Source organism: Cellulophaga sp. RHA_52 (genome assembly GCF_007827205.1).
Lineage (GTDB): Bacteria > Bacteroidota > Bacteroidia > Flavobacteriales > Flavobacteriaceae > Cellulophaga > Cellulophaga lytica.
The window spans coordinates 826,100-841,521 of the sequence record NZ_VIRZ01000001.1 but is presented as its reverse complement, the minus strand read 5'-3'; the positions used below and the strand labels follow the sequence as shown (position 1 = coordinate 841,521).

Below are 15,422 nucleotides of genomic sequence, written 5' to 3'. Positions count from 1 at the left end.
ATTATGTTTGATAAAGAATACGATGTTATTGTAGTAGGAGGTGGCCACGCAGGCGCGGAAGCAGCCGCTGCCGCCGCAAATTTAGGTTCTAAAACTTTGTTGGTTACAATGAACCTTCAAACCATAGGGCAAATGTCTTGCAATCCTGCAATGGGAGGAATTGCAAAGGGACAAATTGTACGTGAAATTGACGCTTTAGGTGGTTATAGTGGTATTATTTCTGATAAATCTGCTATACAATTTAAGATGTTAAACAAGTCAAAAGGACCGGCAATGTGGAGTCCTAGAACGCAAAACGACCGTATGCGTTTTGCTGAAGAATGGCGTTTGGCATTAGAAAGAACACCCAATTGTGACTTCTATCAGGAGATGGTTTCTGGCCTAATTATAGAAGGAGATAAGGTATGCGGAGTAACAACTTCCTTGGGTATTGAGATCAGATCTAAGTCTGTTGTACTAACAAATGGTACCTTTTTAAATGGTTTAATTCACATAGGTGAACGTCAATTAGGAGGTGGTAGAGCAGGTGAAAAAGCAGCAACAGGCATCACAGAACAACTAGTAGATTTAGGGTTTGAAAGTGGTAGAATGAAGACCGGAACACCACCTAGAGTTGACGGTAGATCATTAGATTATTCTAAAATGATAGTGCAGCCAGGAGATGTTATTCCAGAGAAATTTAGCTATACAGACACTAAATCTTTAGCGCATCAACGCGATTGTTTTATGACTCATACTAGTACTTTAGTACACGATTTATTGCGCGAAGGCTTTGATAGATCGCCTATGTTTAACGGTAGAATTAAGAGTTTAGGACCACGTTATTGCCCTTCTATTGAGGATAAAATTAATAGATTTGCAGACAAAGATAAGCACCAATTATTTGTAGAACCTGAGGGTTGGGATACGGTAGAAGTGTATGTAAATGGCTTCTCAACTTCGCTACCCGAGGACGTACAATTTAAAGCTTTACGCTCTGTTGTTGGGTTTGAAAATGTGAAGTTTTTTAGACCTGGTTATGCTATAGAATATGATTATTTTCCGCCTACACAATTAAAGCATACACTAGAAACTAAGCTTGTAAATAACTTGTATTTTGCTGGTCAAATTAATGGTACAACAGGGTATGAAGAAGCCGCTAGTCAGGGTCTAATGGCTGGTATAAATGCACACCAAAAAGTGAAAGAAAATGAGCCATTAATACTAAATAGAGATGAGGCTTATATAGGTGTTTTAATAGATGATTTAATTACAAAAGGAACAGAAGAACCATACAGAATGTTTACTTCTAGAGCAGAATATAGAACATTATTAAGACAAGATAATGCCGATATTAGGCTTACTCCATTAGGTCATAAAATTGGTTTAGCATCAGATTCTAGACTAAAAAGGATGGAAGAAAAGCTTCAAAAATCTGATGCTTTTGTAAACTTTTTCAGAGAAACAAGTGTTGTTCCAGAGGACATAAATCCTATTTTAGAGTCTGTAAATTCTACTCCAGTTAAACAATCTCACAAAATGTTTAAGAGCTTTTCTAGGCCAAATGTCACTATGGATCATATGCGTAAATTAAAGTCTGTTTCAGAATTTATTGAAGCTGAAAATATAGATAGAGAGGTAATGGAGCAGACCGAAATTCAGGTTAAATATGCAGGTTATATTGCCAAGGAAAAGAACAATGCAGATAAGCTTCAGCGTTTAGAAAATATTAAAATTCCTGAAGGTTTTGATTATCGACAATTAAAGAGTTTATCTTATGAAGCACGTGAAAAATTAGAGGCAATTAGACCAGTTACTATCTCGCAAGCCTCTAGAATCAGTGGCGTTTCGCCAAGTGATATAAGTGTACTGCTTGTATTTATGGGTCGCTAATTTTATTTATTATATAGACGATTTACCCAATTGTTCCACGTGGAACAATTGGGTTTTTTTGTTTTAACAAAGATGTTTTTGTTTGTCTTTTCTATGGTTTTTATAACGGTAGGTTAGTGTTGTTTATTGTGTGTTTGTTTTGAGTTAATTTTAATTCTATTTAAGTTTTTTTAATGCTCTTAGTTTAGATTTTTTCAGTATCTAATTTTACTTTTTTACTGTTGGTTAATTAGAAAATATTTTATCCTTTTTTAGATCAATTGTAAAATTTAAGTGTTCTGAATTTTTAGTTTTTCAATTTTCAATTTCAATTTTTTCGAACCTAAATTGTTTTAGAATCCTTACTTCAAATTTCATCTTTTTTATTTTTTCTGATATTGATTTTTATACCTTCCTTTTTAGAATTGATTTCAGATTTTTGTTTCTATTTTTTTTATCAGCAACTTTTATTTTTTGTATTCAGATTTTTTATTTTCTCTTCATATTTATTTTATTTTTTTAATTGAATTTTTGTTCAAATTTCACGTATTATTTTTGTGTCGTCTTCTTCATTTTTTTGCATCAATTTTTTCTCTTTTTAGAATTCAATTTTCACTTTTATTTTTAGTTTTTTTAGAATTCAATTTTCACTTTTATTTTTAGTTTTTTGTTTTTTCTGTTTTCTTTTTTTGTAGTTTTTAAAATGAATCTATTTTTTAATTTTCATTCTCTTTTATGGTTTTCAATTTTCAATTTCTTTAATGTTTTTTTTCTTTTTTAAAATTTACTAGTTTCAATTTTTGAGATCTAATTTTAGCTTGCTTTATTTTCTTTTTATAATTTTTATTTAGAGATTTTATTTTTCATTTTGGCTTGTAAATTTTTTTAGATTTAAATTTTTCAGTTGACTAATTTTTTCTGCTTAAGTTATTTTTTTATCAACCCAAAAAAGTAAATAGGTGAAACTATTTTTTAAAAGAAATTAGAATAGTGTAGTGTTCAAAATTTAGTTTTATTCCTTCTTTATTTTTTAAGTTATTTTGGATTTGTATTTTCAAAAAAATATTTTCTTCTAACTTCTAACTTCTAACTTCTAACTTCTAACTTCTAACTTCTAACTTCTAACTTCTAACTCTTGGTTCAATTTTTGTTTTTGATAAAAGGCATTCAATTCAAAAAATAAAAAAAATGAAAAATGTATTTCTTGTGGTTATTTTAGTTTTTGTTCAATCTTGTATTCCGTTGCGGGTTGCTCCCAATATTCAAGATTATAAAATTACTAAAGGCAAAACTTTTAAGAGAGGATTAACCAAGCATCACGTTTTTATTTTTGAAGATCCAAAAGACGAAAGTGAATTTTATAATTATGTAGATGTAAAATATTAATTATATAATATTGATGCTTTTTACAACGTTCCTTATTATTTTTCTTTTTATGAAGTAGAAAAAAAAGACAAGAGTATAGATATACTTTCTCCTACTTTAGGAGTTGTTGCAAATAGAGCTATTGGTTCTAGTGACAATCCTTTTGATCTTTTTAATGAAGAGCCTCAGTTACGTGTAGAAGGTAATTATTATATTGCCATAAGCGTTACAGACGATGACGGAAAAGATTGCTTGGATAAAAATTCACTTTCACGTCCTTTAGTTTTAAACTATCTTCGTGTTTTAAAGAAAGAATATTTAGCTACGCACAATTACAATGAACTTTTATTTAAAAACTAAAGACCATTCTGTAACACAAGAAAATTTTACATTAAACCATAATGAGGAATTGGATATGTTGGTTACAGAACCACAACCAGAAAATTTAGATGTTTATTATGAAAGTGAAGATTACATTTCTCATACAGACGCAAAAGAAACTGTTGTAGATAAAATGTACCAAGCTGTAAAAAATTACAGTTTGCAAAAAAAGATTCAGTTAATTATATATTACACCAAAGGAGAAAAATCTGTTTTGGATGTTGGTGCAGGTACAGGAGATTTTTTAATTACTGCACAAAATAATAAATGGACTTGTGCTGGAGTGGAACCAAATGAAGCGGCCAGAAAAAAAGCTACAGAAAAAGGTTTAGATTTATTTAGTAGTTTAGAAACACTACCAGAAAAAAAATACAGCGTAATTACACTTTGGCACGTTTTAGAACATTTGCCAAATTTAGATGAGCAAATAAAAATGCTAAAATCTAAATTAACAGAAAATGGTACGTTAATAATTGCGGTTCCAAATTTTAAAAGTTACGATGCAAAATATTACAAAGAGTATTGGGCAGCATTTGATGTGCCAAGACATTTATGGCATTTTTCTAAAACAGCTATAAAAAAGATTTTTGCAAAGCACAATATGAAACTTATAAAAACCAAGCCAATGTTGTTTGATGCTTTTTATGTTTCATTATTATCTGAAAAATACAAAACAGGAAAACAAAATATGTTTACCGCTTTTTACAGAGGTTTACGTTCTAATTTATCTGCAATGAGAACCAATGAACATTCTTCTGTAATTTACATCCTTAAAAAGGACTAAAACGCATTTTAAGGCGTTTTAAGATGGGTTTAGAGCCTGTCACGAGTACTAAGTCATTTTTTTTGTTTTTATGCATTAGAAATAACAATAAAAACCACTTTTTAATAGATTTGATTTATTTATTTATATACATAGTATAATTTGTAATTATAATAGTTTTTAATTATATTAATTATTATTTTTAATAGTTTATGCTAATACTCGTGTTTTCTTTTATTTTTTAAAAAAAGTCAGAAATTTAATTTTAATCAATTTTAAAACTAAAGATTGTTTTTCTTTAAGATTCAAAAACTTTTCTATTTTTGCTCAACTTAAATAACTTTCCGTCGGTTCGGGAGTTTACATTAAAAACCTAGAAATGAAAAAAATAATTTTTGCACTTGCATTCATCGGTTTAGTAGGATGCCAACAAAGTAAAATGGGTTACGTAGATAACGTAAAACTTATGAACGACTACCAAGAGAAAGTAGACTTAGAAGCTAAGTTTAAAACTAAGATAGAAGCTTTTGGTAAAAAGAGAGATAGCGTACAGCAAGCTTTTCAAATGGAAGCACAAGCTTTTCAGGCTAAGGCACAAAAAATGGCTCAGGCTAAAGCTCAAGAAGAGTACGGTATGCTACAGCAAAAAAGCCAATTTATTGGTCAGCAATTGCAGCAAGAAGAAAAACAACTACAAGTTAGCAGTCAAACAGAAATGGATAGCTTAGTTTCTAAAGTTAAAAAAGAAATTAAAGCTTACGGTAAAACAAACGGTTTCTCATACATCTTTGGTGGTGGAGACGGTGGTAGCGTTTTATACGGTACAGACGCAGATGACCTTACAGATGAGATTACTAAAATCTTAAACGATAACTACAAGAAGTAATCTTGTTGTTTACACATATAAAGAGCCTCAGCGTTATGCTGAGGCTTTTTTTGTTTTAAGGCTTTTATAATTAGTAGTACACCTGCATTAAATAAATTGTATATAAAAAGAATAAAACGCTCTTAAATGACTTTAAAATCAAAAATAGAGGTATTAGAACACTGTAAATACCAAGTATTTTTGGCGTATTACGTATTTCCGTAATTTTTTAGTGCGATAAGTTATATATTTGAGAGGTAATCTTCTCTTCTAATTTTTAATAATAAATTTAAAGCTGACTTTATGAAAATCAGATACACAAAAAAAAAGGTACGTACCAATATTCTATTCTCATTCTTGTTTGTTGTTTATGCATTATACAAGTCGGTATATCTTACTATTAAAAGTGAATCTATAAAATGGATTGGCTTTATTTTACTGGTTATTGCTATTAATTGGTTTCTAAAAAGTATATTAAAATCTACCAATTATTGTATGGTTTTAGAAAACGGAATACTAAAGGAAGCAACAGTTTTTGGTAAGAAAATTGCATTAAAAGATATTACCTACATTAGAAAAACTAAAGAGCAATATATTTTAAAAACAGCTGATAAAGAGTTGGTTGTACATATAAAACAAGTAGAGGAGGAATCGCTTAAAAATTTAGATAACGTATTGGCAAACTTAGACTTACCTGCAGAAAAAAACCCTTTTTCTGTTAGTTAATCATTTCATTTTAGATAAATTTAATGCTGTATGAAGAGAATTAGTTTTAAAAAATGGGCATTTCATTTCTCTGTCTGGGTGATTATCATAAATATAATTACCTTTTATAATGAAATAAGTTACAGCAGTGTATTTAACATCTATAATTTAGACCGACTTTTGTATTTAGGTATTTTATCAACTTTAATGTTACTGCTTGCTATTATTTTTCTTGTGATAAGTGCTATAAAAAAGGAGAAGCGTAATTACCAGTTCTGGACAGCACTTAGCTGTGTGTTTGTTTTTGGAGTATTGCCTATTTTAGTACTTATGTTTGGGTATTATTTTGTTAAATACTAATTGGTATTTTTTATTACAATAAGTATTTTAATTTTTATACTTGTGCATTTATAGTAAACTTAAATGTGGCTCCGTTTTCTTGGTTATTTTCTAAACTCATTTTTCCACCTAGCATTTCTGTATACGCCTTGGCAATTGCTAAACCAATACCTGCACCGTGTAAGGCATTTTTTTGGTCTGTATCTACCTGGTAAAAAGCTTTAAAAATGGCATTAAACTTGTCTTTAGGTATACCAATACCTGTATCTTTTATAGAGAACTCTATAGTATCAAAGTTTTTATAATAACATTTTAAAGTTATAGTCCCTTGCTCTGTATACTTAATGGCATTGTTTATTAGGTGTTTAAGCACTGTGGTTAGCTTTTCTTTATCTGTATGCACCAATGCCTCATTACTGCTAATTAAGTTGTTATTAATAATTTGTATGCCTTTTTCTTTTGCCATAGCCGTTACGCTATTAAAAGTGTTATTTATAACAGAGTTAATGTTAAATGTAGAGTTGTTTAAGGTCATTAAACCACTCTCTACTTTAGATATGTTTACAATGTCTTCAATAATACCTAAAAGCTTATTTCCGTTTTCTTCTATTAACTGTAAATATTCTTGAGACTCTTTGTTGTTTTTGTGCAACTCTTTTAAAAAGTCTGCGCTACCTAAAATACCATACATTGGAGTACCAATTTCGTGGCTAATATTGGCTAAAAAAGCCGATTTTAATTTATCTGAGCTTTCTGCTTTTTGTCTTGCAAGCACGGCCTTATTGTGCTTTATTACAAGCTCCTTTTGTAATTTACTTTCTTTTACTAATGCATTATGTAACTGCTTAATTAAAAACGAAATAGAAAATACTAGTATAAAATTAAACAGTACATTGTTTACTGTTACAACTGCAAGTACATCAAAATCGTAATCATCATAAAAAGGAAAATAAAATAAGTTAAAATAATAACCAGCTAATAGTATTAAATACAGCACAACTGTTACTATTACCCAGTTTAAGCCTTCTTTTCTTCCTTTATATAGTGTTATTAGTGATGTTGTTGTGTATAAAAGTATGCTACCGTTTCCTTTAAAACCTAAATGAAGTAAAAGTCCAAAAGAGAGAATAAATAAGGTGTATGAGAAAATTGTTTTTTTAGTGTTAAAACCAATTTTATTGATAAAAACAATGGCAACTAAAGCTAAAATTGCAAGGGTATCTATGTATAGAACAAAAAGTTCACCCCTGGTTATTGCAACATATCCACTAGGAAAATAAGCAATACCACCTATAAAAAAAGTAAGTAACAGTATAGATATAAATAGCTTATCTCTAAAATATTCTAAGCCTTTTTTATTGTTTACTGCTTTAAAATTACTGTATTTTACAAACCAATTTGTGTAAGATTTCCACCATTTATGTACCATTTTTAGGCAGTTTATACTATTTATTTTATAAGTGTAACTTATTAAAAGTAAGAATTTTATTAGTATTCTGCTGTGGTCAATGGTGTTATTCGTTAAACAGTAAATTTTAGCTACAAAAGAACTTTTTTTATTTTTTTAGTTATGTACAGGCTTTAAGTTTTTCTTTTTTTCTGGACACTGCCAATGTGTGCAAATTGTGAATCCAAATGTAGAGCCAGAGTCTTGGTTGTTTTTTAAACTTAACTTGCCGCCAAGCATTTCTGTATATGCTTTAGATATGGCTAGCCCAACACCAGAACCGTGCAAAGCGTTTTTTTGATCTGTATCTACTTGGTAAAACGCCTTAAAAATAGATCTAAATTTGTCTTTAGGTATACCAATTCCGGTATCTTTTACTTCAAAAGCAACAATACCTTCTTCCGGTAAATGGCATTTTATATTTATGCTTCCTTTTTCGGTATATTTTATAGCATTTTTAACCAAGTGGTTTAATACGGCTTCTACTTTTTCTTTATCGGTATAAATTAAAGATTCGTTTGTGCTAATTAAATTGGTTAACGTAAAATCTATATATTTTTCGACAACTTCAGTTTTTAATTTAGTGTATATTTCTTCTACACAAGTTTTAACATTAAATGCAGTAGGAGTTATTGGCATTAAGCCAGATTCTACCTTAGAGATATTTACAATATCTGCAATAATATCTAATAGTTTATTGCCGTTTTCTTCAATTAATTGTAAAGATTTTTGATAACCGTTATCTTCAGTATTGTAATCTTTTAATAAATCTGTAGTTCCTAAAATACTGTACATAGGTGTGCCAATTTCGTGACTAATATTAGCTAAAAAAGCAGATTTTAATTGTTCAGATTGTTCTGCTTTATTTCTTGCAGCAACAGCATTGTTGTGTTTAACAATTAGTTCTTTCTGTAACTTGTTTTCATTAAGTAAGGCTTTGTGTAATTGGGTAATTAAAAATGAAATAGAAAAAACCAATATTAAATTAAATAATAGGTTGTTTAAGCTAATTATAACATATTCTGTAAAATTATAACCCGTTGTGTGTACAAAGTTGTAATACCCCAATTTGGTGAAAATTAATACACAAGCATACATTAAAACTGCATAACCAAATGCAAAAAAGCCGACTTTTTTACCGCTATACAATGTTACTGCAGATGTAGTCATTAATAATATTAATGCACCATTACCGCTAAGTCCGTTATTAATAAATAATAGCGTAGATAGTATTAATAAATTTCCAGAAAAGATATGTTTTTTCAGATTTAAACTAAGTGACCTATTAAATACCACAAATAAAAGTACAGAAACAGCCAAGGTATTTATCAATACCAATTTCATTTCAAAATTTATATAGGCAACAATTACACTAGGTATATATGCTAATACACCAAAAAAGTTTACCAATAATAGAATAGAAATAAATAATTTATCTCTAAAATATTCTAAACCTTTATTGGTGTTTGTAATTTCAAACTCAATATAATTTATATACCATTTACGGTACCTGAACCACAATTTTTGCATACTTATGTTTGGGGAATTTAACTTGTGCCTATACTAACGTCTCTGTTGTTGTTTGTATTTTCTTTTTTATTGTGTTTTCGTTAAACGGTAAAATTATGTAATTCAACGATTGTTTTTTTACTATTTGTAACTATATTTTGACAGATTATTTACATTTAAGTAGCTTTAAATATAAGAGTTTGTAAGTTTTTGTCTATTAATAATTTTTATATTGATAGCTGTATACTCTAAATTAAAAAAGTTAGTTAAAAGTTGTCCCCAAATTTTTTTTTGTTTCGTTATAGAGTTGATAATGAATTAATTGTTAATTTTAAAACAAAAAGAATGAAAGATTTTATGCTTATTTTTATTGGTAAAGAGTACACAGACCTGGGACTTTCTCCTGAGCAAATGCAAGAACGAATGGGGAAATGGTTTGCTTGGAACCAAAAAATGCAAAAAGAAGGTGTTGTTAAACACGGAGAAGCATTACACCCAGAAGTTAGGCAAATATCTGGACCTAACAGAACTGTTACAGACCGTACAGCAGCAGAACTTAAAGAAATTGTTGGCGGTTATTATATGGTAAAAGCCAAGGATTTAGATCATGCTTGTAAAATTGCACAAGACTTTCCGGATTATGATCTTGGCAATACTGTAGAAGTTAGAGAAGTTTTAGTTTTTGACGAAATGTAAAATGCAAAATCAGCAACTTATAGACCATCTTTTTAGACACCAGTATGGAAAGATGGTTTCTATTTTAATTCGAATATTTGGATTAAAACATATTGAACTTATTGAAGATGCTGTGCAAGATACTTTTGCAAAAGCAACGGTGCAGTGGCGTAAAAAAGTTCCAGACAATGCAGAAGCGTGGTTTACTACTGCTGCTAAAAATAGGGTTATTGATTTGTTACGAAAATTAGATGCAGATAAAAGCCGAATTGAAAAACTAAATTACAGTGCTTCTGCTATTGCATTTAATAATTTATTTGAAAAAGAAGAAATACAGGATAGTGAACTACGTATGATTTTTACTGCCTGCCACCCCAAATTAGACCCTAAAGACCAGATAGCTTTTGCTTTAAAAACTATTGGTGGTTTTAGCTCATCAGAAATAGCAACTGCATTACTTTTAAAACCTGAAACTGTAAAAAAAAGATTAACCAGAGCTAAACAAACTATACTTAAAAGAAAACTGAACTTTGAGCTGCCTGCTAAAAAGCAATTACAAAGTAGGTTGCATAATGTGTTAGAGGTAGTTTATCTTATTTTTAACGAAGGGTTTCACTCTAACCATAACAAATTACTTGTGCGTAAAGAACTTTGTGGAGAGGCGCTTAGATTAACTAAATTAATATTAAGCCAAGAACAGTTTAGGTGTGGTGCTAGTTATGCTTTATTTTCATTATTGTGTTTAAACTCATCTAGATTAGGAGCCAAGGTTGATGAAAATTTTAATAGTATAGATTTAAAAAATCAAGACCGCAGTAAATGGTATTTGCCACTAATTAATTTAGGTGTCAATGCTTTAGAAAAAGCTAATGAATACCCAGATTTTTCTACTTATCATATTGAAGCTGCTATTGTTACAGAACATATAAAAGCACCTACTTTTGAAGCTACCAACTGGAAACAAATTTTGGAACTTTACAAACAATTAGAACAGCACCAAGAAAATACTATTGTTTCTTTATCTATGGCAGTGGTGTATATACAGTTAAATGAACCGCAAAATGCATATTTAATTTTACAAAAGTTAGAGCCAAATGCGCTAGAGCAACGCTCTTATTTGTTTTATGGTGTTAAAGCAAAATATTACCAATGTGTGGGGAATATTGATAAAGCTATAAGTTACTTAAACACAGCTATAGAAAGTGTGCCAAATTTTGCAGAGAAAACCTATTTAATTAAAAAAAGAGATGCACTACTTACAGTGTAAAAGTATTGGGGTTTTCTTCACAAAAATTCATCCAGTTTTTTAATCTTCCCAAATACATTTTTAAATAGTTTTCCGTTAAAAATATGTTAGACCAGTCAAACCTTTGTGATTGTACACCTAAATAAAACAACCATACTGCTGTTGCAGCAATAGGTATTAAGTCTATCTCTGTTTTACTTAATTTAGTCTTTGTTTGGTATCCCTTTAAAAACTCTTTTATCTTTAGTTTATAGGCTTCTTTATCTGTTTCTATATGAAAAAGTTGTGCGCAAAAATAGGCTACATCTAGTACCAAGTAACCATTACCACAAAAATCAAAATCAAAAATTGTAATTTTTCTATTGTCTGTTATGGCCATATTATCATACCAAATATCTAAATGAATAATACCTTCTGGTATTTTTTTATTTTTAAAGGCTACTTCAACCTTTTTACCTACTTCCCTAATGTATTTCATTTCAGGTAATTTGGCATCAAAATATTTAAGTGTAAAGCTGTAGGGTTTGGTAGTTAGTGTTTCTGTGGTATAGTTAACACGCGCTATTGTTTTATTTACAGTGGTGTTGTGTATTTCTCCCATTAGCGCACCAATAGCAAAGGTTGTTTGGTGGTCTAAAAACCTAACTTTTCCTCCTTCAGCAAAAGAAAAAAGTACAGCATAACGTATACCTTCTGGTGCTTGTATTTGCTGTATAAAATTTTTGTTTTTATCTGTTAATGCATAAGAAACACTATGCTGGTTATCCTTTAACAGCTCTAAAAGTTTTAACTCTTCTAAAATCTCTTGCTTTGTTCTCCAATTGTAACAATATACGCGTAGTACATAGGTGTTATGTTTATTTTTTATAAAGTAGGTGTGGTTAATACCTGTTCTGTATAGTAAACACTTAAAATCTTCGGTTAATTGGTATTTTTCTTTAACCAGCTTGCATAAAGCAGTTGCAGAAAGGGTAGAGGCAGTTACAGGAAAACTTGTCATCTTCTAAGGAATAATCTTCCGTTTACAATGTATACTGTAACCGAAATTAAAGTTAGGTAATGGTACTTTGTTATTTCATAATATAAAAAACAAAATGCTATTACCATTAAAAGTAATAGCATTAAAATTTTAAATTGCTTTTGTATATTAGTTACTAGCTAAAATATATAATAAAAATACAGCTGGCATAAAGTAAATAACTATGGTTTTAGCACCTTCATAATCTTTGGCAACACGTTGGCCAAACAATAAAAACAATAGTGTTATACATGATAAAATTGTACCGTAAATAGCCATAGTACTTTCACCATCTAAAATAAATTGTATAACACCAACACCGCAAAGTGCTCCCGCCAATACTTCAATAACTAAAATGATGCCTAATAGCAACGGAACTACATTTTTTAAAGGTGTTTCACTAAAATGACCCGTTAGCCAAGATAAATTTCCTTTCCAGTCGGCAACCTTGTCAAAACCACTTTGTAAAAAAGTAATAATTAGAAAGATTAATAATAAAATTTCAGTGATATTTTCGTGTACGTTAGTCATTTTTAGCTTGCTTTTTTGTGTAAAAATCTAGTTAGTTTTATTGATAAATCGGTTAAAATTAATTTGGCATTACCATTACGTTCTATATGGTACATTGCTTGCTCTAGCTCTGTAATAATATCTACAATATTGTTTTCATGAATAAAAGGAGCAAATTTTTCTAGTTTAAATCCTTCTACATGCATTTCCATAAAAGCGAGCTCATTGGTATTGTAATTAACCAACATAGCTTGGCGCATTATAGCCATACAGTACGTTAAAAATTTCTTTTGTGTTTCTCTGCCTGTTTTGGCAATTTCATTACTCCACAAAATTAAATCTTGTATTGCAGCTTTGTTTCCTTTTGCTCTAAAAGCAGTACGCACCCATTGTACAAACCATTTTTCAAACACCAAATCTTCAGAGTCGTTATTCATTAGATCTAGCGCTTTGTTAAAATTTCCGTTTGCTTCGTGTGCAATTTTAAAAGCGGTTTGCTGGTCTAATCCTTTTTTTATTAGTGCTTCAGTTATTGCATTTTCTGCTAGGGGCGGAAAGTGCAAAATTTGACACCTAGAACGTATGGTTTGTATAATTTGCTCTTCGTCTTCTGCAATTAAAATAAATATGGTTTTTTCAGGTGGCTCTTCAATAAGTTTTAGCAGTTTATTGGCAGCGGCTATGTTCATTTTATCAGCCATCCACATAATCATTACTTTGTAACCACCTTCATAAGATTTTAAAGTAAGTTTTTTAACAATATCCTGTGCTTCATCTACACCAATTTGGCCTTGTTTTTTTTCAATACCAATAAGTCTATACCAATCAAACAAATTACCATATGGCTGTTCGTTTACAAATTGTCTCCAATCTTGCATATAATGGTTACTAACAGCGTGACTTTTTACTTTGTCTGAATTTGTTACCGGAAAAGCAAAATGCAAATCGGGATGAGACAAGTTAGCACACTTTAAATTACAAGCCTCAATGCCACCAGAGTTTTCTCCGTTTATATTTTTACACAACAAATACTGTGCATACGCAATAGCCATTGGCAATGTACCGCAACCCTCATTACCTACAAAAAGTTGTGCGTGTGGTATACGGCCAGCATCTGCACTTAAACATAAGTGTTTTTTTATGTGAGAAAGTCCTAAAATATCTTGAAACTGCATACCGTCAAAGATATGCAAATGAAGCAAATTAAAAATAATGCTAATGCTTAAAAATATTAGCAAATAACTTTGCTTATTTTTTACTTTTTAAAATAGCATTGAAAATAAATGTAAAATACATAAAAATATATACCAAAATTAGTTTTTATGATAATGATATAGTCTTTACACTGGGCAAAGCTAAAAATACTGTTAATGGTTTTATAGGCTATACTTAAATCTTTACATTTGGAGTTTGTAAGTCTAACTAAGCTAAATTTAACAAGCACACATTATGAAAACAATAAACGATTTTAATTTTGAAAATAAGAGAGCATTAATACGTGTAGATTTTAATGTTCCTATGGATGAAAATTTTAATGTAACAGATACCAACCGAATTGAAGCTGCTAAGCCAACAATTATAAAAGTGCTAGAAGATGGTGGTAGTGTTGTTTTAATGAGTCACTTAGGAAGACCAAAAGGGCAAGTTGTACCAGATTTATCTTTGGAGCACATTTGCAGTACTGTTTCTGATGTGTTAGGTGTACAAGTAAATTTTGTGTCTACTTCTGTTGGTGAAGAAGCAGAAAAAGCTGCTGCTAATTTAGAAAACGGACAAGTGTTATTAATAGAGAATTTACGTTTTAACGCAGAAGAAGAAAAAGGAGGAGATGACTTTGCAGAGCAGTTATCTAAATTGGGAGATGTTTACATTAATGACGCTTTTGGTACTGCCCACAGAGCACACGCATCTACAACTGTAGTTGCTAAGTTTTTTCCAGAGAACAGGTGTTTTGGCGCTTTATTAGCTAAAGAAATTGAAGCTATAGACAAGGTAATGCAAACAGGGGAAAAACCTGTTACAGCAATTTTAGGTGGAGCAAAAGTATCTTCTAAAATTACAATTATTGAAAACATTTTAGATAAAGTAGACCACTTAATTATTGGTGGTGGTATGACGTATACTTTTATTAAAGCAAAAGGCGGACAAGTAGGAGATTCTATCTGTGAAGATGATAAAATGGAACTTGCTCTAGATATTTTAAAACAAGCAAAAGAAAAAGGAGTTGAGGTACACATTCCTGTAGATGTTATTGCTGCAGATGAGTTTAGCAATACAGCAAACACAAAAATTACAGATGTAGATAAAATTGAAGAAGGATGGCAAGGTTTAGATGCAGGGCCAAAAACTTTAGAGATTTTTAAAGATGTAATTTTAAAATCTAAAACTATTTTATGGAACGGCCCTATTGGTGTTTTTGAAATGGAAAGTTATGCCAAAGGAACTATAGAAATAGGAAATTATATTGCAGAAGCTACCCAAAAAGGAGCTTTTTCATTAGTAGGAGGTGGAGACTCTGTTGCTGCAGTTAAGCAATTTGGTTTTCAAGACAAAGTAAGCTATGTATCTACTGGTGGTGGTGCTATGTTAGAGAGCTTAGAGGGTAAATCTTTACCAGGTATTGCTGCAATTACCGCATAATATAAGGTTAGGCACAATTGTTGATTGCTTTAAAAAGCGTTAAAAATTTTATTTTTAAATAAAAAAACACGACTTTACCAAGCAATCAACTAAACTAACCAAAAGAGA

13 protein-coding genes are annotated in these 15,422 nt (G+C 30.2%); 8 read left to right on the top strand and 5 right to left on the bottom strand.

Features of this window, described 5'->3' with window-relative positions:
• Positions 1–3 precede the first annotated feature (3 nt).
• The 5 genes from mnmG to JM80_RS03755 all read left to right on the top strand — a co-directional run bounded on the left by mnmG (position 4) and on the right by JM80_RS03755 (position 5,951).
• On the top strand, positions 4–1,872 hold the full coding sequence (mnmG, locus tag JM80_RS03775; RefSeq protein ID WP_034644277.1) for a tRNA uridine-5-carboxymethylaminomethyl(34) synthesis enzyme MnmG: 1,869 nt from the start codon (positions 4–6) through the stop codon (positions 1,870–1,872).
• A gap of 1,167 nt (positions 1,873–3,039) precedes the next feature.
• Complete coding sequence (locus JM80_RS03770; protein ID WP_144709268.1) at positions 3,040–3,237, top strand: hypothetical protein; 198 nt, start codon at positions 3,040–3,042, stop codon at positions 3,235–3,237.
• Between the two features lie 316 nt (positions 3,238–3,553).
• Positions 3,554–4,381, top strand: coding sequence for a class I SAM-dependent methyltransferase (locus tag JM80_RS03765; protein ID WP_144709267.1), 828 nt, complete (start codon positions 3,554–3,556; stop codon positions 4,379–4,381).
• Between the two features lie 358 nt (positions 4,382–4,739).
• Positions 4,740–5,246 (top strand): OmpH family outer membrane protein, encoded by a 507-nt coding sequence (locus tag JM80_RS03760; protein ID WP_034644270.1) that lies wholly within the window; start codon positions 4,740–4,742, stop codon positions 5,244–5,246.
• A 282-nt stretch (positions 5,247–5,528) separates the two neighbouring features.
• Positions 5,529–5,951: a hypothetical protein gene (locus JM80_RS03755; RefSeq protein WP_144709266.1), complete on the top strand. Its 423-nt coding sequence runs from the start codon at positions 5,529–5,531 to the stop codon at positions 5,949–5,951.
• A gap of 373 nt (positions 5,952–6,324) precedes the next feature.
• Here JM80_RS03755 and JM80_RS03750 read toward each other — a convergent pair whose 3' ends face one another.
• Together JM80_RS03750 and JM80_RS03745 are read right to left on the bottom strand one after the other, a co-directional pair.
• Complete coding sequence (locus JM80_RS03750) at positions 6,325–7,698, bottom strand: HAMP domain-containing sensor histidine kinase (protein WP_144709265.1); 1,374 nt, start codon at positions 7,696–7,698, stop codon at positions 6,325–6,327.
• A 135-nt stretch (positions 7,699–7,833) separates the two neighbouring features.
• Positions 7,834–9,246, bottom strand: coding sequence for a HAMP domain-containing sensor histidine kinase (locus JM80_RS03745; protein ID WP_089118187.1), 1,413 nt, complete (start codon positions 9,244–9,246; stop codon positions 7,834–7,836).
• A 324-nt stretch (positions 9,247–9,570) separates the two neighbouring features.
• Here JM80_RS03745 and JM80_RS03740 point away from each other — a divergent pair, with 324 nt between their 5' ends.
• Positions 9,571–9,921 carry a YciI family protein gene (locus JM80_RS03740; RefSeq protein ID WP_144709264.1) on the top strand — a complete coding sequence of 117 codons (351 nt, stop codon included), beginning with the start codon at positions 9,571–9,573 and terminating at the stop codon, positions 9,919–9,921.
• A gap of 1 nt (position 9,922) precedes the next feature.
• Complete coding sequence (locus JM80_RS03735) at positions 9,923–11,167, top strand: RNA polymerase sigma factor (protein WP_144709263.1); 1,245 nt, start codon at positions 9,923–9,925, stop codon at positions 11,165–11,167.
• Here JM80_RS03735 and JM80_RS03730 read toward each other — a convergent pair.
• The 3 genes from JM80_RS03730 to JM80_RS03720 all read right to left on the bottom strand — a co-directional run bounded on the left by JM80_RS03730 (position 11,157) and on the right by JM80_RS03720 (position 13,849).
• A complete protein-coding gene (locus JM80_RS03730; protein WP_144709262.1) occupies positions 11,157–12,146 on the bottom strand; it encodes a phosphotransferase in 990 nt (329 codons plus the stop codon). The two genes, JM80_RS03735 and JM80_RS03730, sit on opposite strands and share 11 nt — an antisense overlap.
• Before the next feature lie 147 nt (positions 12,147–12,293).
• Positions 12,294–12,695, bottom strand: coding sequence for a hypothetical protein (locus JM80_RS03725; protein ID WP_013620911.1), 402 nt, complete (start codon positions 12,693–12,695; stop codon positions 12,294–12,296).
• A 2-nt stretch (positions 12,696–12,697) separates the two neighbouring features.
• Positions 12,698–13,849 carry an ATP-binding protein gene (locus JM80_RS03720; RefSeq protein ID WP_013620912.1) on the bottom strand — a complete coding sequence of 384 codons (1,152 nt, stop codon included), beginning with the start codon at positions 13,847–13,849 and terminating at the stop codon, positions 12,698–12,700.
• 274 nt (positions 13,850–14,123) lie between these two features.
• On the opposite strand from JM80_RS03720, the gene pgk reads away from it, so the two are divergent.
• Positions 14,124–15,314: a phosphoglycerate kinase gene (gene pgk, locus JM80_RS03715; protein WP_034644256.1), complete on the top strand. Its 1,191-nt coding sequence runs from the start codon at positions 14,124–14,126 to the stop codon at positions 15,312–15,314.
• Positions 15,315–15,422: the final 108 nt, after the last annotated feature.